Genomic DNA, 22,643 nt, shown 5'->3' with positions numbered 1-22,643 from the left:
CAAAACCTTCGGATTTCCGAAGGTTTTTTGTTTTAAACAGTAAAAGTTTAATATCCCAATGTTGAATGACTATGATTTACATAAAAGATTAAAATTTTCATCCTTCCATCAATTCCATCTTTCAGCCCCGGTTTCCTTTCCAAATTTTATTTATAAAAATAAAATCACTTATTGGAGAATTTATTTATTTTTTTTAGCTTTACAGTACCAAATGAAAAAATATGAATACATTCCCTCATCTCAAAAATACCTCTTCAGGAGGTAAGATCCGGAACCCGTTTTCCTGATGTATACTGATCTGTTTCATCACATCTTTCATGTCTTTTTTTATTAAAGACAGTTTTTTTGTTTTTTGAAAACAACTAAAAAGTAACGCTTTGATTAATGAAGCAGCGTTCATTGTAATGCACATTAAGATGATGGTTTAATCATTAAATCTTTTTAACCGGATATTCAGTATTTATCAAGCTTTAACAACTAATAACCTTAAACTTACCTTATATGAACCAGATTGAATTGCCAGACACCTTTATGGCATTATCAGATTTCAGGAAACATGATGTTTACAATTCTGAGATGGATCAGCACCAGATCATTTCAGACTTTTTTCCTGCAACATTTACAGAACTTACCCAACGCCTTTCAGACATAACAGGAGCCTTTTATGGTGGATTATTAAAACAGGCAGGTAAACTTTATGGAGAAGAAGCAGTGAATGAACTTTCCATTTCTTTCATGTATGATCTCGGATCACGGATGGCTTTAAGAAATCTGGAATCCAAACCTAATCTGCAGCCAGGAATTCCGGCTGTGGCCAAAATATTAATAGGAGCAGTTTTTACATCCAGTCCCGAATATAATTTTGATTTCAAAGAATTAAATGACCACAGAGTTGAACTACTGATTAAAGGAGTAGACCGGTACCACAAAATCACAAAAAGTCTCCATATCGCAGGACTGTTGAAGTGGCCGGTTATAGAACCTTTTATACAGGGGATATGCGATATTATGGGGCTGGATGTTTTATTTGAAATGAAAGTCCTGAAGCTTGATCCTGACAGCTCGTGTGTATACGAGGTAATCGTGGAAGAGAAATAGACTGTAAAAGATAAAAGATCTTGTTGTTAAATTTCTTTTATGCATCCGATATCAATATCAATAGGAGCGGGCTTTAGCCCGCTCTCATTATAAACATCTATTCAATTGGCTTTATCCAAAACCTAAAATATCCGGAATGATCCATTTATTATTCACAAATTGGGCACAATCAAAATTATAAATTCTGTAAATTGACCAATTTTCCAAGCGGTTTTAACCTATTTTATTTAATAGTTTCTGTCCATTCAATTCCACTGATATCAATCAGTTTCAAAGTGTGTACAGCCTCTTTTCGGAGGATATCATTAGTCCCGATATTGAGATCTGCCTTAGCTCCCAATGGAATAATAAGACTGTGCTTTCCAGGTGTCACCTTAGCTATATAATGGTTTTTGATATTTTCTTTTGAAAAACCGGCAAGTTCTTTATGGTCAATTTCCTTTAAAATATTCCCGTTTTTATCCAAAATGTGAATTCCGATGAGGAAAGAACCATATACATCGGCACCTTCCGTTCTGTAAACCTCGAACTTTAAACCTGAACTATTATGGGAAATATTAGAAATCTCAAGCTTGGGTTTTACAGATTTGTTATACAGGGTTCCCCAAACACCACCATGAAAATACTGATTGGTATACAGCGTAAGTCCGAAAATTAAAAGAGAACCTGTAAGTACAAAAACTTTGGGCTTATCAATAGGCAGAATTCCAGAGCCCAGCCATTGAAACCATCTTTTCTGAGTAAACTTTTTGTTTTTCTTTATAAAATAGTCATCCAGAGAGTAAGAACCGCTTCCCGTAAGGAACAGAACGAACCCGCCAGCAACTCCCAGGACACCTATTTGCCATTCATCCAGGCACGTTGTACCCAACCATCCCGAACCCAATAAAATTCCCAATGCAAGGCTAAAAATTCCTATGCTCATCAGTCGGGTAAAGAGACCGAGAATAATGAATAGTCCTACAATAGCTTCGATGATGGTAAAAGCCATCATAGACCTCTGTAAGGCATCCGGGTGGGTAACCAGATACTCTATAATAGGTTTAATTCCCAGGGCATTCGGCAGAAAATGATTGAATTTTTCCCCAATATATCCCTTTTCATCAGGAATAAGTTTGTTTTCAAGGATAAGTCTGCGCCAGAACGCTGAAAAGTAAGTCCATCCGATGACCATTCGTAGGGATAAAGTGTATAATCCGGCCATGTCATAAGACTGGCTGTTTGTAGTGTATTTCATTGAAGTTAATATTGTATTATAAAAAACTGAGTATGTAGGTTTAAAAAGGTTTTAAACCAGATTTAGTTTCAGTCTTTTAAATAAAATATACTTCGGTGGACTGTTTCCAGTAGTGCAGTCTGTGTATTTATTAAAATTAAGGTTTTCTCCCTCTATATTTTTTGCTGTAGCATTAAGATCTAAAAAGGATCCTCCGTATTTGTATTCTGCTTTAGCTTTTGAAACAGAGATTTTTGAGGAAGTAGTGGAAGTATCACAATGTAAAGAAAGCCCGGATGTTATTTTAACTTTGTTTAAACCGCTGATGTATTGAATGTCAAAAATATCAAGAACGTCTCTTTTAACAGAGCATGGGGATAATGAGAACACCAAAATAAGCAGCGTAATGACTGCTTTATACATCTTGATATGGATTCTGGTGTTTGACATTCCTACAAAACTACACTTTATTTTAATTTCAGGTCAATAAATTTTAAAAATTCATCTTGCTGATCTACAAATAAATAATGTGAGCAGTTATCAATAAGTTTGAAATTGCTGTTTCCAACAATATTTTTAAGACTGCTGAGTTGTCTGTTTGAGAATATTCCGTCATTTTTTCCATATACTGCAAAAAGGGGAATCCCTTTTCTTTTGATCTCTTTTAAAATGGCTGTATTATCAAGATTGTTCAAAGGTTCATTCTGATAGAATTTAATAGGAGAGTTGTGGTTTCTGATATTATTTTTATAGAATTCACCGGCTTCATACTCAGCTCTTAAACTCTTACTTTCCGAAGTAGGATTAGGCATGCTAAAGCAATTTAGCTTACTGGCAATTTCGTAGCATCTTTTGCGGTAAGCAGCGGAATTTTTATCCAGGCTTTCTATTTCAGAAATTTCCTGCAGCTGGGCAGCATCATTTTTAAAATACTCTTTGGCCTGTTTTAAAATATGATTATAGGTTTCCTGTTGGGTAAATAAAGCGCCTGCAAGGGTAAGAGACTGCACCTTTTCTGGAAATTGGTGAGTAAATAGAGTACCGATGATCCCTCCGAAACTATGGGCCAGAATATTTGCTTTTTTGATGTGGTAAGTGTTATAAAGCTGCTTTAGATCTTCAAAACTTTCTTTGAACGTCATGGTGGCATTTTCATCTTTGGATCGTCCTTCACCACGTCTGTCATATACAATTACGTAAAAGCCTTTATCTGCTAATTTCTGTGCTGTAGTACCTTCAAATAAAGTGGCATTACCACTTGGCCCGCCATGAATAAAAATAACAGCAGGATTCTTTTGGTTTCCATAAGCTTTTGAGTATATAGCCTGAGCATGTACAGAAATTAAGAATAATGAAAATAAAAGGGATAGGAGTAACTTCATGGCTGATATTTGAAGTTGCTAATCTAGTTAATATTTTTGAGGTATTGAAGAGAATGGTTTAGGCAGAAATGTCATCCCGTCAAAAAAAATAAATTTTCTTCACCACTTCAAAGAGGAAAATTTTACAGTTTGTAATTTTATAATTTGGAAAATAGTTTATTAAATAGATTTATTTCATATCTGTATAATTTCCGCCTTCCAACCTTAATCTTCTTTTTTCCAAAAAATAAACCTACTGACTAACAGTTGTCACAATCCTGTCTTATCTTTATCCCGTTAAACCAAAAGAGATACATCAATGAGTTATTGCTTAGCCATAGACAGGATGCAGCCTGAGAGCCGAAAACAATTACATAAGAACTACCATGATAACTATTACGGGTTTCCTATTCATGATGATAATGAATTGTTCGGAAGGCTTATTCTGGAGATTAACCAGGCAGGTTTAAGCTGGGAAACGGTTTTAAAAAAAGAAGAAAGCTTCAGAAAAGCTTATGATAATTTTGATATCAAAAAAATAGCAGCTTATACAGAAGAAGATCGGGAAAGGCTTTTGAATGACAGCGGAATTATCCGGAATAAACTTAAGGTAAATGCAGCTATTGAGAATGCAAAGACAATTATTGAGCTTCAAAAAGAATTTGGCTCCTTTGAAAAGTGGATAGAGCATCATCATCCTAAAACATTGCCGGAATGGATGAAGCTTTTTAAGAAAACATTCAAATTTACAGGAGGTGAGATTGTGAATGAATTTCTGATGAGTACAGGATATCTGGAAGGCGCCCATCATGAAACCTGCCCGATTCATGCAAAAGTGTTGGAACAAAAGCCCTTATGGAGGAATGCTGACAAAAATTAAAGTATATTCAATATTGAGTTATAATGCTAAGATGTAAATTTACAAAACAAATGAAGAGGCTAACCAATTGAATATTTGATAGAAACAAATCATGCCGACAAATTGATGTTGGCATGAATATTTATTTTAGACTTCTTACTGAAACATCAGGCTTTTCACCCTGAGGAACAATAAAAATGGCATTATCACTAATGGTATCTCCCGGATCAAAATAATAACTTCCGGTTACAGGTATAGTACTGGTGGTAAATTTTCCGGATTTATCATAAGCAGAATAGATTACATTAAGCATCTGCGGCTTCATTTTCAGTTCAATTTTTTTAGAGGTAAGCCTTGATCCGGTTGCATTAACACAATCCAATTCTACAAGGCCAATATTGCTTACAATCTGTGGAAAAGCAGACAGCCTGATATTGTAAGCTTTATTCGATTTATTTTTCACTGATGCCGAAACTTTATAACGGTCATACTGTTTCCCGCCAGATTCAATACTTTCTTTATTGAGAATATTGAAGGTAACATCCATACCATTAATATCTAAGGTTTGACCGTCAGAAATCTTTTGTGCATATACTGAGGCATAACAAATAACCGTTGCAGCGAAGGAGAGTAAAAATGTCAGATTTTTCATGATATTATTTTGTGTATGAAATGGTTATTAAATTTACATAAAATAATAAAATAAAGCATAATTTACTTTTTAATTGTTATTTGTATTGAATCTATTTCATTTGTTTTTCAGTGGATTTTTCAATTATTTGTTTGTGTTCTATTCCCCATTTTTCAAATTCCAGAATAATCGGTTTCAGCTTATACCCAATTTCTGTAAGCTCGTATTCTACCCTTGGCGGAACTTCAGCATATACAGTTCTGGTAATAATTTTATCTTCTTCCAATCTGCGAAGCTGAAGAGTAAGCATGCGCTCTGTAATGTTCTGAAGACGCTTTTTAAGCTCTCCAAATCTCATCTTTCCATTGATGAGATAGCAGCAGATAGCAAGTGCCCATTGCCCGCCGATAATATTGGAAGCATAAATCTCCGGACATTCATCTGCAAGTGCTTTTTTATTGGCAAAATTGGTTGAGGTTTCCTTTATTTTAGTCATTACTTACATTTTTTATAGTACCGTACAATGGGTAGCTAATGTACAAAATGTAAGTAATGTATTGTAATTTTGTGATAGAAATTTAAACATAATGAAGACCTTAATTATTGTTACACACCCTGAAATTGAAAAATCTGTCATCAATAAAAGATGGATTGAAGAATTGGAAAAATACCCCGAAAAATATACAGTACATCAATTATACAAAGCTTATCCTGAGGGAAAAATTGATGTAACCAAAGAACAGAAACTGATGGAGTCTTATGATAAGATTGTATTTCAGTTTCCTTTTTATTGGTTCAGCAGTCCGCCGCTTTTGAAACAATGGCTGGATGAAGTGGTTTTATATGGTTGGGCATACGGAAGTAACAGTGGTTATAAGCTGGCAGGAAAGAAAATGTCATTGGCCGTTACGGCCGGAATTGATGAAGAGGGTTACAGTGCCACTGGAGAATACAAATACACGATGAAGGAGCTGTTCCGTCCTTATGAGCTGACTTTTGATTATATCTGGGCACAATATGAAGAACCTTTTGTTTATTATGGTATAGAAAGAGATTCTTCAGATGAATGGATTGAGAGAAGTGTTCCGATGTATCTTGATTTCCTGGATAATTTATAAAAAAGTAAAAAGTGGGAATCTATTTGGAAGTCTTTTTCAGATAGATTCCTATTCTTAATATAGATAAAAATATCCCTATGCTTAAAATGGAAGACATAGAACAAATGATATTTCACTTAGTTTCATCATCATATTAATTCTCTTTTCTGATAAAAGTCCTTATCCCACCGTAGGCGTATCCTCTTCCTTCAGTATTTTTTTTTCTTTCATGGTAAGCATCATTCGTTCATACTTGTATTTCTCCCAGTCAAACTGGTTCAGAAAGTCAAGAGCTGCCTGAAAGCCTCTGTTGAAAAGATCCTCTTTTTCTTCTTTTTTCATAAAGAAATTCAGCCATCTGGTGGTTCCACAGTTAACGGTTTGGATACTGTACAGCCGATAGAAACTATGTTTGGTAAGAAAAACTTTATCATTAAATCCCTGTAAGGTACTGATGATATTTCCTGCATAGCTGAATGGCGTTTTAAGGATTTCTTCACTGGTTTTTCCCTTTTCAGAAAGCAAATCAGAATCACTCGTAAGCTGAACTCCAAAAAGAGGCATTCTCGGATAAAAAACTTCATCCGCATGAAACAGGTCAATAGGAAAATTGGAGATACTTCCGCCATCAATAAAAACACCTACGGGATAAATATCTTCCTGTTTGGTATTCATCCAGAATTTCCAGGCATATTTTACAGAATCTTCATTCTTATTAATCCTTTTCTGAAAAGGTTCAAAGAAAAAAGGAACAGACATGGATGCTCTGACAAACTCTGCCGGACTGATGTGCTTCAGTTCTTCTTCAGACCAGTATAAATTAGCCATAGTAGGCAGTTCTACCTTTATTTTGGCATTGATGTCTGTAGCAATTACAACATATTCTGACCGAAGAAGGTAAAATGGATTGTTTTTATAATAATCATTATTGAGTGCACTGTCATAGAATATTTTATATCTGGTCTGATCAATATGTTCCAGGTTTTTAGCCTTGATTTTTTCAATCCCTGCTAAAGTAAGGTTATAATATTCCTGTCCGTTTCCATAACGGTAATTGAGGTTGAGATCCCGTTCTTTTTGTATAAATTTCTCATTGAGGTTGGCTACAGTTTTAATTCCAAAACTATCCAGAGCCGTTTTCATGGTGTTCAGAAAAACATTCCCCGGATTAAGTCCACTGTTTTCTTTTCTGAAATTGTTGTATAATTTTTTGAGGCATAAAAAAAGGATAACTGCCGGGATCAAAGGAATTAAAAACATTAGTTTAGCATTCAGAATACTTCCTGAAGGCGCTGCAAATGGAATACTTACAAGGATTATGAACAGAATAGCTGCAATAACAGCATTGATCCTGAAGAAATTTTTATTGTTCAGCATCGCATGCAGAGTAGTTTTTACATACGTTTTTCCATCCATAAAATCAGCAAAATTCCAGCTGAACAGAATATCTTTGATGAGTTCACTTTTAGGCTCTTCCTTTGTTTTGCAGGCTGCAATAAGCATGGTATTGATCGCTCCGGCGCTGGTTCCTGCTACTTTCAAAAATCTGATTCCAAAGATTTCAAGTCCGTAAAGATAGCCTACCAGTGCACTTCCCCAGACACCGCCGCCTTCCTGTACAAATTCTATATACTGATTGCCTTCCGCATCTAAAAGATCTGAAAACTCTTTGGCAGAAATATTCTCGTGTAAAGCAGTAAGTTTGTCCTTAGAAGCCTGTGAAAGAATATGATCTTCCAGAATTGTAGTAAGGGTTTCAGTGTTCATAGTCTCGGTTTTTTGTGATTGTGAACCGCTGGTGAAGCAATCTCTAATAATCATCTGTATCATTTGTAAAACCTGTGGGAGAAATCTACCACTGCCTGCGTCTCACATAAATAAATGTGCTGATGACTACCAATGCCATACCGCCTAACGTAAAGTAATAGCCGTATTTGTGATGAAGTTCCGGCATATTATCAAAGTTCATCCCGTAAACTCCTGCAATAAAGGTAATTGGTAAAAAGTACACCGAATAAATAGCCAAAACCTTCATCACCTGGTTAGCCTTCTGGTCAGAGAGGGCCAGGAACATTGAGATAAGGTTCGTAATCTGGGCGTTTAAATGGTCAAAATCAGCCACAACGTCCTTATGTTTATCCTTTAAATCCACAATTTCAGAATCCTGGAGATTCAATAGTTTAAATTTATCGATGGCATCTGTTGAAATGACCAGAACCCTTGAGTTCAGTCCGGATTTTCTTTTCAGTTTATACAGCCTTCGGATCTGGCTGGTATGATTGGTATTTTTAAGGAAAATCTCATTTTCAATATTGTCCATGGTTTCCAGTAAGCTTATTGATTCATCATCAAAACTTTTCATAATTAATATAGCGACCATTAATGCTACTTTCTGAGGTGTTACTTCTTCCTGTGTAAGCGTTAGCTTTTTCTTGGTTTCAGAAATACTTCTGGTTTTCATTCTGTGGATGGTGATAATGGTTTTATCCAGAATAAAAATCGCAATTTTGGTACTGATATCACTTATGGTGTTCAGGTTTTTCCTTTCCAGTTCCGTACTTTCGCGGAGAAGGAAGAATTTTACATTTCCGTCTTCTTCATATTTTGGAAGATGATTAGGATCTATAGTATCTTCAAGAAGAAGATTGTTGATTTCGTAGCGTTCATGAAGAAATTTCAGGTCTTCTGCAGTAGGAGCCTCTACATCTACCCATTCGCAGTGGGTGCTTCTGTATATCGTATCAATTGGCATAAAGTAAAAATACTAATATTTTGAAAAACTATGTGTTAAATAAGTTTTATCTTTGCCAAAATTATAAAACTATATGATTAAAAGTACAATAAAAGGTGTGGGATTTTATGTTCCAGATAACATTGTTACAAATGATGATTTAGCCAAACTAATGACTACCAATGATGAGTGGATAACGGAAAGAACAGGCATCAAGGAAAGAAGACATAGAAAAAACAGAAATGATTCTCAGGAAACTGCTGCATATTTAGGATTCAAGGCATCAGAAAAAGCTATTGAAAATGCAGGGTTAACCGCTAAAGATATTGATTACATTGTGTTTGCAACCCTTTCTCCGGATTATTATTTTCCGGGATGTGGAGTTTTGCTTCAGGATATGCTTGGGTGTGATACTATTGGAGCATTGGACGTTAGAAACCAATGTTCAGGATTTGTATATTCTATGAGTGTAGCCAATGCTTTCATTAAATCAGGGACCTATAAGAATATCCTTGTTGTAGGAGCAGAAGTTCATTCTTTCGGGTTGGATTTTTCTGATGAAGGAAGAGGAGTTTCGGTGATTTTCGGAGATGGGGCAGGAGCGGTTGTGCTGTCTGCTGCGGAAGATGAAAATGCAGGAGATATTTTAGCAGTAAACATGCATTCTGAAGGGAAATATGCAGATGAATTGTGTACACAGTTTCCAGGTTCTAAGTTTGGATGGAGTGACAGAATGAGAAAAGAGCCTGAGAATGTAACGAATAAAGAAGTATATCCTATTATGAACGGAAACTTTGTATTCAAGCATGCGGTTACAAGATTTCCGGAAACTATGATGGAAGCTTTAAATAAAGCCGGAAAAACAATAGAAGATCTTGATATGTTTATCCCTCACCAGGCGAATCTTAGAATTGCTCAGTTTGTTCAGCAGAAGTTCGGATTGCCGGATGAGAAAATCTTTAACAACATTCAGAAATACGGAAATACAACGGCTGCTTCTATTCCCATTGCCTTAAGTGAAGCCATTGAACAGGGAAAAATCAAAAGAGGAGATTTAGTTCTTCTTTCAGCTTTCGGAAGTGGATTTACATGGGGAAGTGTTCTTTTTGAATATTAAATATTTTTTGGCCGGACATTTCAGTATGACTGGTCCTGAAAAAGGCTGACCAGTTTATAACTCGAATATACTTAAATCAGAGCAGGAGCTTTCCTGTTCTGATTTTTTGTTTTTTTATAGGTTTTTTAAAAAATAAAAAAATAAAAAATCATATTTATTTTTTTAAATTCATTATCTTTAAGGCTGTTAACGAATAAACAAAAGAAAATGAAAAAGAATTTATTACTTGGGATTTTTTTGTCCCCTTTATTCTGTTATGCCCAAATAGGAATAAATAATCCTGCACCTGCTTCAACATTAGATGTGACAGCCAAAAACGCTACAGGAACTACCTCTAATGTTGATGGGCTGCTTATTCCTAGAGTTGATCGTGAGAGAGCCCAAAGTATGACCTCGGTTCCGACTTCCACATTGATTTATGTAAACAGCATTGCTACGGGAACACAAACCGGAACTGCTGCCAGCATAGATGCCATTGGATATTATTACTTTGATGGTACTGCCTGGGCTAAACTCAATATGCCTGTTAATATCTATACTTCTAATGGTACCCTTGCAGGAAACAGAACAGTGACGACTGCCGGAAATTCACTTAATTTTTTAAATGGAGCAAATAGTGTGGGAATTGGCACCACGGGAACCCAGGGAATCGTTTCGGCAACAGGTTCTACAAGAGGAGCATTTCAGGCAACGGGAGGAACAGGCATTTTAAATATGTTTGTAGATAATGCCGCAACAGCTCAGGTTACTACATCAGGAAACACTACAGGTCTGAATTTGACTACAATTTCTGCAAATCCTATCAACCTGCTTACCAATGGTGCCAATAGAGTGACTGTAACCGGAACCGGTAGTGTAGGGATAGGGACTCAGACTCCGCAGAAACTTTTACATGTGAACGGCGCGCTACAGGTTACCAATGAGATCAATGTAGGAGGAAATGCCACTACAGCAGGAAGTGCTGGAACTGCAGGACAGATTCTTACATCCACCGGAGCAGGCGCTGCACCCATCTGGAAAACATTGAATACATCCAGCGGAACTATTTCTTCAGCCAACTATGTGCAGGGAACGACAGCATTGGCTATTAATCAGGGAACAGTTGCTGATGTACCGGGAGTAACCATAACCCTAACAGTTCCCACAGGAGCTACCCAGACATTCCTGTTTACCATCTTGGGCTATGCAACCAGTACTTCAGCAACAGATGCACAAGGAGCCTTTTATCTTTTACAGGATGGAACCAAAATATCGTCTGCCTATACCTCAATGGTAAGTGGAACAGATTTAGTAAGACTTCCGATCCCGGTAACTTTCCTGAAAGCGGTAACCCTTACTGCAGGAACTTATACTTTTAAAGTACAGTATTCCGCATGGGCTGGTAACCAGATTGTCAATTTCATACCTTCCGGCTATTCGGGATATAACGGCGACACAGAAGCTATGCTTACTAAAATGCAGGTTTTGGTATATAATAATTAAAAGATTTCCATAAAAAAACCGCAGAATTCCAATTCTGCGGTTTTTATTTTATTTATTAGTAGCTGTTAAAGGCTTTTCAATAATTTTTCCGTATCAGAAGCATCTTGTCCTGCGCTTTTGGCCAGTTCAATAGACTTTTCAGCCCATATTTTTGCATTTTTCTTATCTCCAACCTTATTGTAAAGATTAGCCAGCGTATCCGTATTGGCAAAACTTTCGTCCTTCTTTACAGATTCCTGCGCCCATGCTACAGCTTTTTCCAAAGATGCTTTATTGCTTACGTTCTCAAAAAAATTCCATGCTGCCGAGTTTAGTTCATTAGAGCCTGCTTTAGAATAGTCCTGGTATACTTCCAATGTCAGTTTCTCATAAAGGGCAATATCCTTATTTTTCAGAGCTCTGCCAGCCTTTAATTTTTTTAATAATTTCTCAGCATTTTCCTTGCTTACCAACTTTTGAGCTTCTGTAATGAAATATTGATCGTCCCAGGTTTTAGTATCAGGATTATACGCCTTTTTAGTGATCGTACTCATTTGGAAGTTCTGATTAAATCTTTCATACCTCTCATCAGGGAAAAGCTTCACTATATCTGCCTTTTTATCCTGAAAGATTTTATATAAAGGACTTTCTGTAGTTTGTATACCGGAAATAAGCAGTTGAGCATCGTCTGCATCCATAGTAGGTTTCACCTGAAAATAACGGTTCAATACTTTTTCAGCAAACTCTGCATCATTATAAATAGTAAGCTCCGCCAGGTTTTTTAAAAATGCAGGATCCTTTTCTCCTTTTTCAAATTGCTGCTTTAGAGAAGTAAGTCTTTTATTGGGATCGTTGGCATCCATTGCAAACTGAATGAAATCTTTTTCTTCAACATATCCCAGGGTTCTGTGGATAGCTTCACCGTTTCCGTCAATAAATAAATAGGTAGGGAAGGCTTTTACATTGTATTTTTTAGCAAGCTCAATGCCTTCTCCTTTTTCCATATCAATTTTAGCATTGATAAAATGAGAATTATAATAATCACCTACAGTTTTCAGAGGGAAAATATTTTTTACCATCAGTTTGCATGGTCCACACCATGATGCATAAGCATCTACAAAGATCAGTTTGTTTTCTTTTTTAGCTTTAGCAAGGATAGAGGCAAAGTTACCATCCTCAAATTTGATGCCTTGCGCCCATGCAAGTGCAGCTATAAATAGAGTAGAAAGTATCGCTATTTTTTTCATAAAAAACGTTTTGTTTCCTGCAAATGTAATAAATATGATAACATTTAAGTTATTCACATTGAAAATAATTAGTAAAGAACTTTATTTTTAATATAGATATAGGCCAATATGAAAGAAAACCATCTATTGTTTTAGACTTATTATTAAAATTAATGTAAATAGCTTTTTTAGTTAAATGATTAAATTTCAGCAGAATATTTTAATAAAAAGTAAAATATTACTAATTTTGTAAAAAACAAAAAGACACCCGTGAGAAAATGATGAGTTATTATAAGAATAATAATTTGTTTTTTTATGTCTAATAATCTATTGAAACTTTTGTTCTTGCTGGTAACAGCAATCTCCATATCTGCCCAGAAAAAAAATACCTTCGACCAGACATGCGAAAGAACTTCCTCCATTACAGTTTATAAAGATCTGCCCAAGGCTATCAGGACCGCTGATTCTCTTTATATGGCAGCTCATCAACCCTTAGAAAAAGTAAAAAGCCTTATGCTTTCTTCAGAGCTTTATCATCACGGGGGGGATCTTAAAAAAGCAATATATTATAGTGAAAATGCTCATTCATTAATTGAGAAGTCCAATAATACCGAATGGATGGCCCGCGTATGCCGATTACTTGCGAGGCAATATAGACAGGTAGGGTTATACGAAAGAGCTAAAAAATATATTCTTAAAGGATTGGCTGCTTCAAGGCAGGTTCCTGATTTTCAGAAAAGTAATGAAGCAGAAGGATTGCTGAATCAGGAAATGGCTTTTTACGAAATGGAAATTGGAAATTATGTAAATGCCATACAACGTATTGAGTTTTCCCTGAAGAATTTTGGAAAAATAAACAGCCAGAATGAAGAAAGAACCCAAGCTGCTTCTTATCAATTGTTGGGAGATGCTTATTTTAAGCTTAATGATTATGCTGTTTCCGAAAATTATTACAGGAGAGCAGAAAACCTGCTGAAAGCTGGAAGCTGTACGCTTGGCCTGGTCTATAATGGACTGGGAGGAATCCGTGTAAAACAGAAGAACTGGAAAGATGCAGAACTATACCTGAAAAAAGCTGAAAAAATTGCCGATACCTCCCGAAGTCTGAAACTTAAGAAAGCTGTTTATTCAAACATCAATGATTATTACGAAGGGATAGGTGACAATGTTAAAGCTTCTTTTTATGCAGTGAAATATGTAAGAGCTTATGACAGTATTGCAGCCCGGAATCATGAATTTTCCGGCAAAACTAAAGAAGCCGTATCTAAAATTAATAAAGGAAGCGGCCAGATGAACGTAGCTAAAAATGCAGTTATTGTCATATTATTTGTTTCATTGGTAGGCTTAATCACCTTTTTCAGAACAAGGCAGAAAAGACAGTTTTCGAAGCTGAGAAATATGATGAGAACCCAAATGAATATGGGGAATGGTAACAGGGGATCTTTGCTGAGACAGCCTGTACATTCTGAATTCTCAAATATATCGGTAGAAGAAATAGATGAGAAAGATTCTGAAGCAGACCGAAAGAGAAATGATTCTCTAATGACTTCCGAAACTGAGACCAAACTGCTTGAGCTTCTCGATGAGTTTGAAAAAGGTAACCTCTATAACAATAAAGGAATGTCACTTTCTTTTCTGGCGGGTGAGCTGAACACCAATACCAAATATCTTTCCTACGTTATCAATCAGCATAAGAGTGCAGATTTTAAAACGTACATCAACAGACTAAGAATTACTTATATTGTAGATAAACTTATTAACGACGAAAAGTACAGGCAGTACAAGATCAGTATCCTGGCTGATGAATGTGGCTTTTCTTCACACAGTAAATTTGCCGCAGTATTCAAGGCCGTTACAGATTTCTCGCCTTCAGCTTATATTAAATATCTTGATGCTGAAAACCAATCAGATAAAGATGTTCATTTTCGTGAAAATAATTAAAAGTTAGCTGTTTTGTATATTATGTCTTACCATTTTCATGAAAATGGATAACCAATTGCTTTTTGGAAAGCAGCAGCTGACATATATTTGCGGCACTGTTACGGGAATGACAACCATCATATTACATCTTATCTATTTTATTTTCGAAGGAATTTTATTTTTTCTGAAATAAGATAACAATTCCCACAGCAAACTAACCATGAAACTTAAGATATGGAACACAGGTATATTTTGTTTTCATGAATAGCCCTAGTTCCTATTTTCATCTATAAAAAGAATATTCAGATTAGAATATGATTTATACAGGATAATCGGGGTTGATTGCCCGGTTTTTTTTCAGTCAAGTTTTTTTAAGTGCAAATCCACAGATATTCTGTGGATTTGCGATTTTATTTAGTCTTGATACTGTCTGTTTTTACTTTTGAAGTATCCGGAGTTGCCGGAGCCGGCTCTGAATTGGCCACAGCAGAATCTCCCATCCTGTTTCTTAAGGAATCTTTGTTGTGTGCATCTTTAAATTCCTCTCTTTTTTCTTTGTTTTGAGCACAGCTTCCCAGAACAAGAAGTCCAAGAATAGCTCCTATCCATAACTTTTTCATAATATATTCTTTTTTGGTGTTCAATACAATCAAATATAGTGAAATAATAACACTTTTATTTATGATCTGTTAGATAATTGTGAAAAATATTTATTTTTTTTGTAATAAATGTAAGAATTATACTACTCATTATAAACTCACTCCATCATTTCAGAATGAGATAAACAGAATTCTGTTATTCTGTCGATATATTTCTCTATCTGCATAAAAAAATAAGAATATGAAAAAAGTAATTTACTTATTGAATTTATTAGCATTCAGTTTAATCTTTGGTCAGGAAACGAAAGAAAATTTAAAAGGGCTTGATGAAGAAATCAACAAAATTTTAAACGATTACAAGGCGGTGGGAATATCTGTAGTCATTGTAAAGAATGATAAGATTATCCATTCTAAAGGATATGGATACAGGGATTATGAAAATAAGCTCCCCGTAACTCCCAATACACTTTTCGGAATCGGAAGCAATACCAAGCCGTTTACATCAGCTCTGATAGGCATGGCTTCGGACGAGAAGAAAATATCTATTCAGGAAAAACCCTCCAAATACATTCCTTACCTGAAATTTTCAACAGACAGAATGAATAATCTGGTCACAGTTGAAGATCTGCTTGAGCATAGAAGTGGCCTGGGAAGTGTAGATGGTACCTATATTTTTTTTCCTGCGGCCAAACGGATTGATTTGATGCAAAGGCTTCCTTTCATTAAAGAGAATGCAGAACCTAAAAACAGCTGGAAATACAGCAATTTTGGATATCTTATGCTAGGAGCCATTGCTGAGCAGGTGAACAGCAAAAGCTGGGATGAACTTATCAGAGAAAAAATATTTATCCCTTTAAAAATGGATAATAGTAATACTTCTATAGATGAAATGGTAAAGCAAAAAGATTTTTCCTATCCTTACGGGCTTTATAAGCAGCACATTGAAAAACTACTATTTCAAAAACCTGATAATGATAAGCCCGGAGCTGCTATCAATAGTTCAGCAACAGATATGGGAAACTGGATCAGACTTTGGCTCAATTACGGGCAGTTTGAAAATAAACCTGTCCTTTCGAAAGAATTTGTATCCAATGCCATGAGTACTAAAACGATGATTGACGGAACGCCACCCGCAAAACCGGATCAAAAAAACTTTTTGTTTGGGCATGGGTATGGGTGGTTTACCCAAATTTTTAAAGGACATTACAAGGTATGGCATTCAGGAGGAGTATCGGGCTTTACTTCTGATGTCTTTCTGTTTCCTGCAGATAAATTTGGTCTTGCTGTATTAACCAATCAGCATAATTCAGATCTATCCAATACTATTGCCAATATGATTTCTATCCGGATGCTGGGGCTGGATCAGCATAAACCTTATCCGTATGAAAAAGAGCAGTATGATATTGTAAAACCGGATAAAAATACCAGGACAGCTATCAATGAAAAGAAAAAGCCGACTCATGATCTTGATTCCTATTGTGGGGAATATTCAAATAAAGGATATGGCACTTTTAATATTTCAAGAGAAGGAAATAATCTGTATATAACCTTTCCGACATTTAAATTTATATTGGTTCACCAGCAATATGATCTTTTTTCATCTAAGCTGGCAGAAGAAGTTCCACAACAGATGAATCCTGATTTTGATTTTAATTTTACACTTGATGATAAAGGAAATGTGGATGGAGTTGTTATGGGAATGCAGGGAGGCACAACATTTAAAAAATTAAAATAAGCAGGGCAAAAAGCTATGGTTTCCTACCTGCTGAATCAAAAAAATCTGCAGTGCTTTCAACTGCAGATTTTCCATTTTAAATTAAACGTATATAATACTATTTGGCAGGAGGTGTTGCCATAGAATCCTTTTTCATTTTAATGCTGTCCGGATTCGTCATTTTTGTCGTCATCGTATCTGTTGTTGTAGGAGGTACAGTTCGTGTATTATCTACATTAGCTGAATCACTTTTACTGGTAGACATTGATGACTCCTTGGTTCCACAGCTCACTGCAAATAATCCTATGCCGATGGCTGTTAGCAATAACTTTTTCATATAATTTTATTTTGGGGTGTAATAATGGAAAAACAACTATTATTCCTAACAGGCGTAGGGAAGTCGTAAAATATAGGTAAATTTTGTTAAAAGATGTTAGGTAAGTAGAGTTTTGAGTGTATTAGAGTAAACGAGAACTGAGATCCTTTGATAAGCAGGATTAATAGTAAACCTTAGACCTTGAATTTCTGCACCTCGTATATCACATAAAAAAGCCTCGAAACCGAAATTCCGAGGCTATATTGAAAGTACAGGTAACAGATTATTCATTACCTATTATTCATGATTTATTATCCTAGGTATGGATATTTGTAATCTTTCGGAGAAACGAAAGTTTCCTTAACACTTCTTACAGACGTCCATCTAAGAAGGTTCATTTTAGAACCCGCTTTATCGTTAGTTCCTGAAGCTCTGCCACCACCGAAAGGCTGCTGACCTACTACAGCACCAGTTGGTTTATCATTGATGTAGAAGTTACCGGATGCATTTTCTAGAGCTTTGTACGCTTCAGCAATGGCATAACGGTCTTGAGAGAATACAGAACCTGTTAATGAATAAGGAGAAGAAGAATCTACCAATTTAAGAGTTTCTTTCCACTCTGCATCTTCATAAACAAATACAGAAAGGATTGGGCCGAAGATCTCTTCTACCATACTTTCGTACTGAGGGTTTGTAGTTTCAATAACTGTTGGGTGTACAAACCATCCTTTAGAATCATCACAAGTACCGCCAATTACTACAGTAGCTTCAGAAGATTCGTTAGCTCTGGTGATGTATCCTTTACATTTTTCGAAAGAATTTTTATCAATTACAGCGTTTACAAAATTAGATGGGTCTTCAGGAGAACCTATTTTGATTGTAGCCATTTGAGCTTCCATTACTTTTTTCACATCAGCCCAAAGAGATTTAGGGATGTAAGCTCTTGATGCAGCAGAACATTTTTGCCCCTGGTATTCAAAAGCACCTCTTACTAAAGCAGTAGCTACAGCTTCTACGTTAGCAGACGGGTGAGCAATCACAAAGTCTTTACCACCAGTTTCTCCAACAATTCTTGGATATGTTCTGTAGTTGTGAATGTTATCACCGATCATTTTCCACATTCCCTGGAAAACTTTTGTAGAACCAGTAAAGTGAAGACCAGCGAAATCTTTGTGAGCCAATACTTTCTCAGCAGTTTCTTTACCATCTGTAAAAATCATGTTGATAACCCCTGCAGGAAGACCAGCCTCAGTTAATACATCCATGATTACTTTTGCAGAATAAACCTGCTTATCTGAAGGCTTCCATACCACAACGTTTCCTAACATGGCCATACAAGTAGGAAGGTTTCCTGAGATTGCTGTAAAGTTGAATGGAGTTACTGCAAAGCAGAATCCTTCCAGTGGTCTGTACTCTACGCGATTCCAGATTCCATTATCAGAAACCGGCTGCTCAGAATACATTTCTGTCATGAATTCCACGTTGAATCTTAAGAAATCAATGAACTCACAAGCAGAATCAATTTCAGCCTGGTGAACATTTTTAGACTGTCCGATCATTGTAGCCGCATTAATGACATCTCTGTAAGGACCTGCCAATAGATCAGCTGCCTTTAAGAAAATAGCTGCGCGCTGTTCCCAGCCTAGTGCATTCCATGCTTCTTTAGCTGCTAATGCCGCGTTGATGGCGTCATCCACATGCTGCATACCACCTTGGTAATAAAACCCGAAATCGTGAGCATGATCCTGAGGAGACTGAAGCTGTACTTTTTTATCAGTTTTTACTTCCTTCCCGTTGATAATCATTGGAATTTCTACCTTCTCAGCCCACATTTTTTTATAAGTGTCGATAAGGCTTTTAACTTCCGGAGATCCCGGTACATAAGAATTTACCGGCTCGTTTACCGCTAATGGTACTTGCGAAATTGCTTTTGACATATTACGTTTTATTATTTTTTATTAAATTAAATAAGTATGTGTATACAAATTTACGATAATTATAAGGAAAGAAAAAAATCTAACCTGTTTTTGTGAAATAGACCTTTTTGCCCTGTAATTGTTAGCAAATAATACATTTTTGGGGATGTATTTTAAAAATATTAAATGTATTTGTTTGATCTTTTGTATAGAAGTTAAAAATATATAGGAGGGCTATAATTACAGGAATGGGGACAATAAAATAATTGTCATAGTTCATGAACTGTTCTTAAGTGCTGTAAATAAAGGATTTATAAAGAAATGTTAAATTTAGATAAAATTGTGTTTGTTGCGATTTTGAACATTTTAAATAATTTTTTTGATAGCCTGTTTTTTAAGATTGCTCTAATTTTACATCATTATTAATCAGATATGAAAAAAAGAGTCATATTTTTCTCTTTTGTATTGTTTTTCTCAGCTTTATGTGCAGGTCTTTTAGCACATAAGGGGAAGACTGAATCATACTCTGATCTCTTATCAAAAATTCATCTTCTTCAGCAAAAATCGGATCAGCAGACACAACCTGAAATTTATAGTTTTTCAGATGCGCAGGATGTACAGGATTCAAATGACTGGGAGAAAGTAAAATTTGATTATTCAATACTTGCTCAGGAATGGCTTAACTACTTCTTTGTAAAATATACATTCAATACTCCGGTTGCGGCCGTTAAAAACCGTATTTATCTTACAGAACCAAGGTACATCCTGTATCATGCCCTGCAGATAGCAGGCTGCTAATCCTGTTTTTACAATTTTAATGATTTGTTATGGTCTGTATTCTGTAATACTGATCCACAGTCATCATTTCCCTCTTACATTTTTTAAACCTATCTATTTGCCTTTTCAGAAAGGCGAACAGGATATCGTTTGTCCAATTTTAAATAAAAAATATTATGCACTTAACACCGAGAGAAACGGAGAAGCTTATGCTATTTCTGGCAGGAGAGCTGGCTCTAAAAAGAAAGGCGAGAGGCCTCAAATTAAACTATCCAGAATCCATTGCATTAATCAGTCACTTTCTGCTTGAAGGAGCAAGAGATGGAAAAAAAGTGGCAGAACTGATGCAGGAAGGCGCTAATCTTCTCACCAAAGACGATGTAATGCCCGGCGTGGCAGAAATGATCCATGACGTTCAGATTGAAGCAACATTCCCTGATGGAACCAAGCTTGTAACCGTACACAACCCAATCCGTTAATCCTATTTTATCATGATACCAGGAGAAATTTTTGTAAAAGAAGGCACTATTATCTGCAATGAAGGCAGAGAAACGGTCAAAATAAAAGTAACCAATACAGGCGACCGTCCTATTCAGGTAGGCTCACATTTCCACTTTTTCGAAGTAAACAAAGCCATGAGCTTTGACCGTGAGAAAGCTTTTGGAAAGAGGCTGAATATTGTAGCAAGTACTGCCGTTCGTTTCGAACCGGGAGAAGAAAAAGAAGTAGAGTTGGTAGAAATAGGAGGAAGTAAAAAAGCAATGGGCTTCAATAACCTTGTTGATGGACAGGTAGATTCTGAAGAACAGAAAAAAGAAAGCCTTGCAAAAGTTGAAGAGTTAAACTTTAAAAATCACTAAGATGAGCTTACACGTAGACAGAAAACAATACGCCAATATATTAGGTCCAACAGCCGGGGACAAAATCAGACTGGGAGACACTGAGATCATTATTGAGATCGAAAAAGATTTTACCCATTACGGAGACGAAGCCGTTTTCGGAGGTGGAAAAACCGTACGTGACGGTATGGGACAAAATGTTACAGCCAAAAGAGACGAAGGAGTTCTTGACCTTTGTATCACTGGAGCGGTAATCATAGACCACTGGGGAATTGTGAAAGGTGATATAGGGATTAAAGACGGTAAGATCGTAGGAATCGGAAAAGCAGGAAATCCGGATACCATGGATGGTGTAACCCCGAATATGATTATTGGTGCCTCCACTGAAGTTCACGGTGGTAAAGGATATATTGTAACTGCCGGAGGAATTGATACTCATATTCACTACATCTGCCCACAACAGATTGAAACCTCTTTATACAGCGGAATTACTACCATGATTGGAGGAGGAACCGGCCCAAATGACGGAACAAATGCTACAACAGTAACTCCAGGAAAATTCAATATGCAGAAAATGCTTGAAGCAGCGGAAGAATATCCAATGAACCTTGGATTCTTCGGAAAAGGAAACTGTTCTGCAGAAGAACCTATCGAAGAACAGGTAGAAGCAGGAGCTTTAGGAGTGAAAATCCACGAAGACTGGGGAGCAACACCTGCCACCATTGATGCCGCTTTAAAAGTAGCAGATAAATATGACGTTCAGGTAGCCATTCACACGGATACCTTAAACGAAGGAGGATTCCTTGAAGATACAATGAAAGCGATCAACGGGAGAGTAATTCACACCTTTCACACAGAGGGAGCAGGTGGAGGTCACGCGCCGGATATCATCAAAGCTGCGATGTATCCCAATGTATTACCTGCTTCTACCAACCCTACACGTCCTTATACGATCAATACAATCGATGAGCATTTAGATATGCTGATGGTTTGCCACCACTTAAGCAAAAATATTCCTGAAGACGTAGCATTCGCAGATTCACGTATCCGTCCTGAAACCATTGCTGCAGAAGATATTCTTCATGATATGGGAGTTTTCAGCATCATGAGTTCAGACTCTCAGGCGATGGGAAGACCGGGGGAAGTGATTACCAGAACATGGCAGACTGCAAGCAAAATGAAAGAGCAGAGAGGTGATTTGGCTGAAGATAAAGACAGTGGAAATGACAATTACCGAGCAAAAAGATATGTGGCTAAATATACCATCAATCCGGCTATTGCACACGGTATTTCAGAATATGTAGGCTCTGTGGAAGAAGGGAAGCTGGCAGATTTGGTGATCTGGAAACCGGCATTATTCGGAGTAAAACCCGAAATGATTGTAAAAGGAGGATTTGTAATCGCTGCTAAAATGGGAGATCCTAATGCATCCATTCCAACACCTCAGCCGATTATTTACAGAAATATGTTTGGAGCTCACGGAAAAGCGAAGTTCGGGACTTGCGCCAACTTCGTTTCGCAGATCTCTATCGATAACGGAACTATTGCTTCTTACAAGCTGGAGAAAATGATCCTTCCTGTGAAAAACTGCAGAAATATTGGTAAAAAAGACCTTATCCATAATGATAAGACTCCTTTAATTGAAGTGAATCCTGAAAACTATAAAGTAACGGTAGATGGTGAATATATCACTTGCGAACCGGCAGAGAAACTCCCTTTAACACAGTTGTATTACTTGTTCTAGAAAAATCTTTAAAACCTGACA

At 36.4% G+C, this 22,643-nt stretch carries 22 protein-coding genes; 11 read left to right on the top strand and 11 right to left on the bottom strand.

Annotated features, from left to right (window positions below; all coding sequences use genetic code 11):
• The first annotated feature begins 501 nt into the window (after positions 1-501).
• A complete protein-coding gene (locus EG339_RS22405) occupies positions 502-1,098 on the top strand; it encodes a hypothetical protein (RefSeq protein ID WP_123872233.1) in 597 nt (198 codons plus the stop codon).
• Between the two features lie 223 nt (positions 1,099-1,321).
• Here the strand turns inward: EG339_RS22405 and EG339_RS22400 are convergent, their stop codons facing one another.
• From EG339_RS22400 to EG339_RS22390, 3 genes are read right to left on the bottom strand one after another with little or no spacing between them, the layout of a single operon-like run.
• Positions 1,322-2,335: a TQO small subunit DoxD gene (locus EG339_RS22400; protein ID WP_123872232.1), complete on the bottom strand. Its 1,014-nt coding sequence runs from the start codon at positions 2,333-2,335 to the stop codon at positions 1,322-1,324.
• A 51-nt stretch (positions 2,336-2,386) separates the two neighbouring features.
• On the bottom strand, positions 2,387-2,764 hold the full coding sequence (locus EG339_RS22395; protein WP_123872231.1) for a hypothetical protein: 378 nt from the start codon (positions 2,762-2,764) through the stop codon (positions 2,387-2,389).
• Positions 2,765-2,781: 17 nt separating this feature from the next.
• Entirely contained in the window at positions 2,782-3,696 is a 915-nt protein-coding gene (locus EG339_RS22390; RefSeq protein ID WP_123872230.1) for an alpha/beta hydrolase, read from the bottom strand.
• A 298-nt stretch (positions 3,697-3,994) separates the two neighbouring features.
• Here EG339_RS22390 and EG339_RS22385 point away from each other — a divergent pair, with 298 nt between their 5' ends.
• Positions 3,995-4,555: a DNA-3-methyladenine glycosylase I gene (locus EG339_RS22385; protein WP_123872229.1), complete on the top strand. Its 561-nt coding sequence runs from the start codon at positions 3,995-3,997 to the stop codon at positions 4,553-4,555.
• Between the two features lie 121 nt (positions 4,556-4,676).
• On the opposite strand, the gene EG339_RS22380 is transcribed toward EG339_RS22385, so the two are convergent.
• Positions 4,677-5,186, bottom strand: a complete 510-nt coding sequence (locus EG339_RS22380) for a hypothetical protein (RefSeq protein WP_123872228.1) — start codon at positions 5,184-5,186, stop codon at positions 4,677-4,679.
• Positions 5,187-5,277: 91 nt separating this feature from the next.
• Complete coding sequence (locus EG339_RS22375; RefSeq protein ID WP_123872227.1) at positions 5,278-5,661, bottom strand: winged helix-turn-helix transcriptional regulator; 384 nt, start codon at positions 5,659-5,661, stop codon at positions 5,278-5,280.
• A gap of 91 nt (positions 5,662-5,752) precedes the next feature.
• Between EG339_RS22375 and EG339_RS22370 the strand changes: the two genes are divergently transcribed.
• Complete coding sequence (locus EG339_RS22370) at positions 5,753-6,283, top strand: NAD(P)H-dependent oxidoreductase (RefSeq protein WP_123872226.1); 531 nt, start codon at positions 5,753-5,755, stop codon at positions 6,281-6,283.
• A gap of 159 nt (positions 6,284-6,442) precedes the next feature.
• On the opposite strand, the gene EG339_RS22365 is transcribed toward EG339_RS22370, so the two are convergent.
• Together EG339_RS22365 and EG339_RS22360 are read right to left on the bottom strand one after the other, a co-directional pair.
• The gene (locus EG339_RS22365; protein ID WP_123872225.1) at positions 6,443-8,029 is read right to left on the bottom strand and encodes a patatin-like phospholipase family protein; all 1,587 of its coding nucleotides are present in this window, start codon (positions 8,027-8,029) and stop codon (positions 6,443-6,445) included.
• 85 nt (positions 8,030-8,114) lie between these two features.
• Positions 8,115-9,014: a magnesium transporter CorA family protein gene (locus EG339_RS22360; RefSeq protein ID WP_123872224.1), complete on the bottom strand. Its 900-nt coding sequence runs from the start codon at positions 9,012-9,014 to the stop codon at positions 8,115-8,117.
• Between the two features lie 73 nt (positions 9,015-9,087).
• On the opposite strand from EG339_RS22360, the gene EG339_RS22355 reads away from it, so the two are divergent.
• Together EG339_RS22355 and EG339_RS22350 are read left to right on the top strand one after the other, a co-directional pair.
• A complete protein-coding gene (locus EG339_RS22355; protein WP_123872223.1) occupies positions 9,088-10,110 on the top strand; it encodes a 3-oxoacyl-ACP synthase III family protein in 1,023 nt (340 codons plus the stop codon).
• Between the two features lie 207 nt (positions 10,111-10,317).
• A complete protein-coding gene (locus EG339_RS22350) occupies positions 10,318-11,592 on the top strand; it encodes a hypothetical protein (RefSeq protein WP_123872222.1) in 1,275 nt (424 codons plus the stop codon).
• 65 nt (positions 11,593-11,657) lie between these two features.
• On the opposite strand, the gene EG339_RS22345 is transcribed toward EG339_RS22350, so the two are convergent.
• Positions 11,658-12,818 carry a thioredoxin family protein gene (locus EG339_RS22345; RefSeq protein WP_123872221.1) on the bottom strand — a complete coding sequence of 387 codons (1,161 nt, stop codon included), beginning with the start codon at positions 12,816-12,818 and terminating at the stop codon, positions 11,658-11,660.
• A gap of 294 nt (positions 12,819-13,112) precedes the next feature.
• Here EG339_RS22345 and EG339_RS22340 point away from each other — a divergent pair, with 294 nt between their 5' ends.
• Positions 13,113-14,738 carry an AraC family transcriptional regulator gene (locus EG339_RS22340; RefSeq protein ID WP_123872220.1) on the top strand — a complete coding sequence of 542 codons (1,626 nt, stop codon included), beginning with the start codon at positions 13,113-13,115 and terminating at the stop codon, positions 14,736-14,738.
• 389 nt (positions 14,739-15,127) lie between these two features.
• On the opposite strand, the gene EG339_RS22335 is transcribed toward EG339_RS22340, so the two are convergent.
• Positions 15,128-15,337, bottom strand: a complete 210-nt coding sequence (locus EG339_RS22335; protein WP_123872219.1) for a hypothetical protein — start codon at positions 15,335-15,337, stop codon at positions 15,128-15,130.
• A gap of 220 nt (positions 15,338-15,557) precedes the next feature.
• Here EG339_RS22335 and EG339_RS22330 point away from each other — a divergent pair, with 220 nt between their 5' ends.
• Complete coding sequence (locus EG339_RS22330) at positions 15,558-17,051, top strand: serine hydrolase (RefSeq protein WP_123872218.1); 1,494 nt, start codon at positions 15,558-15,560, stop codon at positions 17,049-17,051.
• A gap of 97 nt (positions 17,052-17,148) precedes the next feature.
• Here the strand turns inward: EG339_RS22330 and EG339_RS22325 are convergent, their stop codons facing one another.
• The gene (locus tag EG339_RS22325; protein ID WP_123872217.1) at positions 17,149-17,367 is read right to left on the bottom strand and encodes a cytochrome C551; all 219 of its coding nucleotides are present in this window, start codon (positions 17,365-17,367) and stop codon (positions 17,149-17,151) included.
• A gap of 290 nt (positions 17,368-17,657) precedes the next feature.
• Positions 17,658-19,283 (bottom strand): L-glutamate gamma-semialdehyde dehydrogenase, encoded by a 1,626-nt coding sequence (pruA, locus tag EG339_RS22320; RefSeq protein WP_123872216.1) that lies wholly within the window; start codon positions 19,281-19,283, stop codon positions 17,658-17,660.
• A gap of 411 nt (positions 19,284-19,694) precedes the next feature.
• On the opposite strand from pruA, the gene EG339_RS22315 reads away from it, so the two are divergent.
• The 4 genes from EG339_RS22315 to ureC all read left to right on the top strand — a co-directional run bounded on the left by EG339_RS22315 (position 19,695) and on the right by ureC (position 22,622).
• Positions 19,695-20,060, top strand: a complete 366-nt coding sequence (locus EG339_RS22315; RefSeq protein ID WP_123872215.1) for a hypothetical protein — start codon at positions 19,695-19,697, stop codon at positions 20,058-20,060.
• A gap of 155 nt (positions 20,061-20,215) precedes the next feature.
• Positions 20,216-20,518 carry an urease subunit gamma gene (gene ureA, locus EG339_RS22310; protein ID WP_045499458.1) on the top strand — a complete coding sequence of 101 codons (303 nt, stop codon included), beginning with the start codon at positions 20,216-20,218 and terminating at the stop codon, positions 20,516-20,518.
• Positions 20,519-20,530: 12 nt separating this feature from the next.
• Positions 20,531-20,899 carry an urease subunit beta gene (gene ureB, locus EG339_RS22305; protein WP_123872214.1) on the top strand — a complete coding sequence of 123 codons (369 nt, stop codon included), beginning with the start codon at positions 20,531-20,533 and terminating at the stop codon, positions 20,897-20,899.
• 1 nt (position 20,900) lies between these two features.
• On the top strand, positions 20,901-22,622 hold the full coding sequence (ureC, locus tag EG339_RS22300) for an urease subunit alpha (protein WP_123872213.1): 1,722 nt from the start codon (positions 20,901-20,903) through the stop codon (positions 22,620-22,622).
• The last annotated feature ends 21 nt before the right edge of the window (positions 22,623-22,643 follow it).

This window comes from Chryseobacterium bernardetii (genome assembly GCF_003815975.1).
Taxonomy (GTDB): Bacteria; Bacteroidota; Bacteroidia; order Flavobacteriales; family Weeksellaceae; genus Chryseobacterium; species Chryseobacterium bernardetii.
Note: the sequence above shows the minus strand (reverse complement) of the source record. Positions and strands in the feature narration are given on the sequence as shown.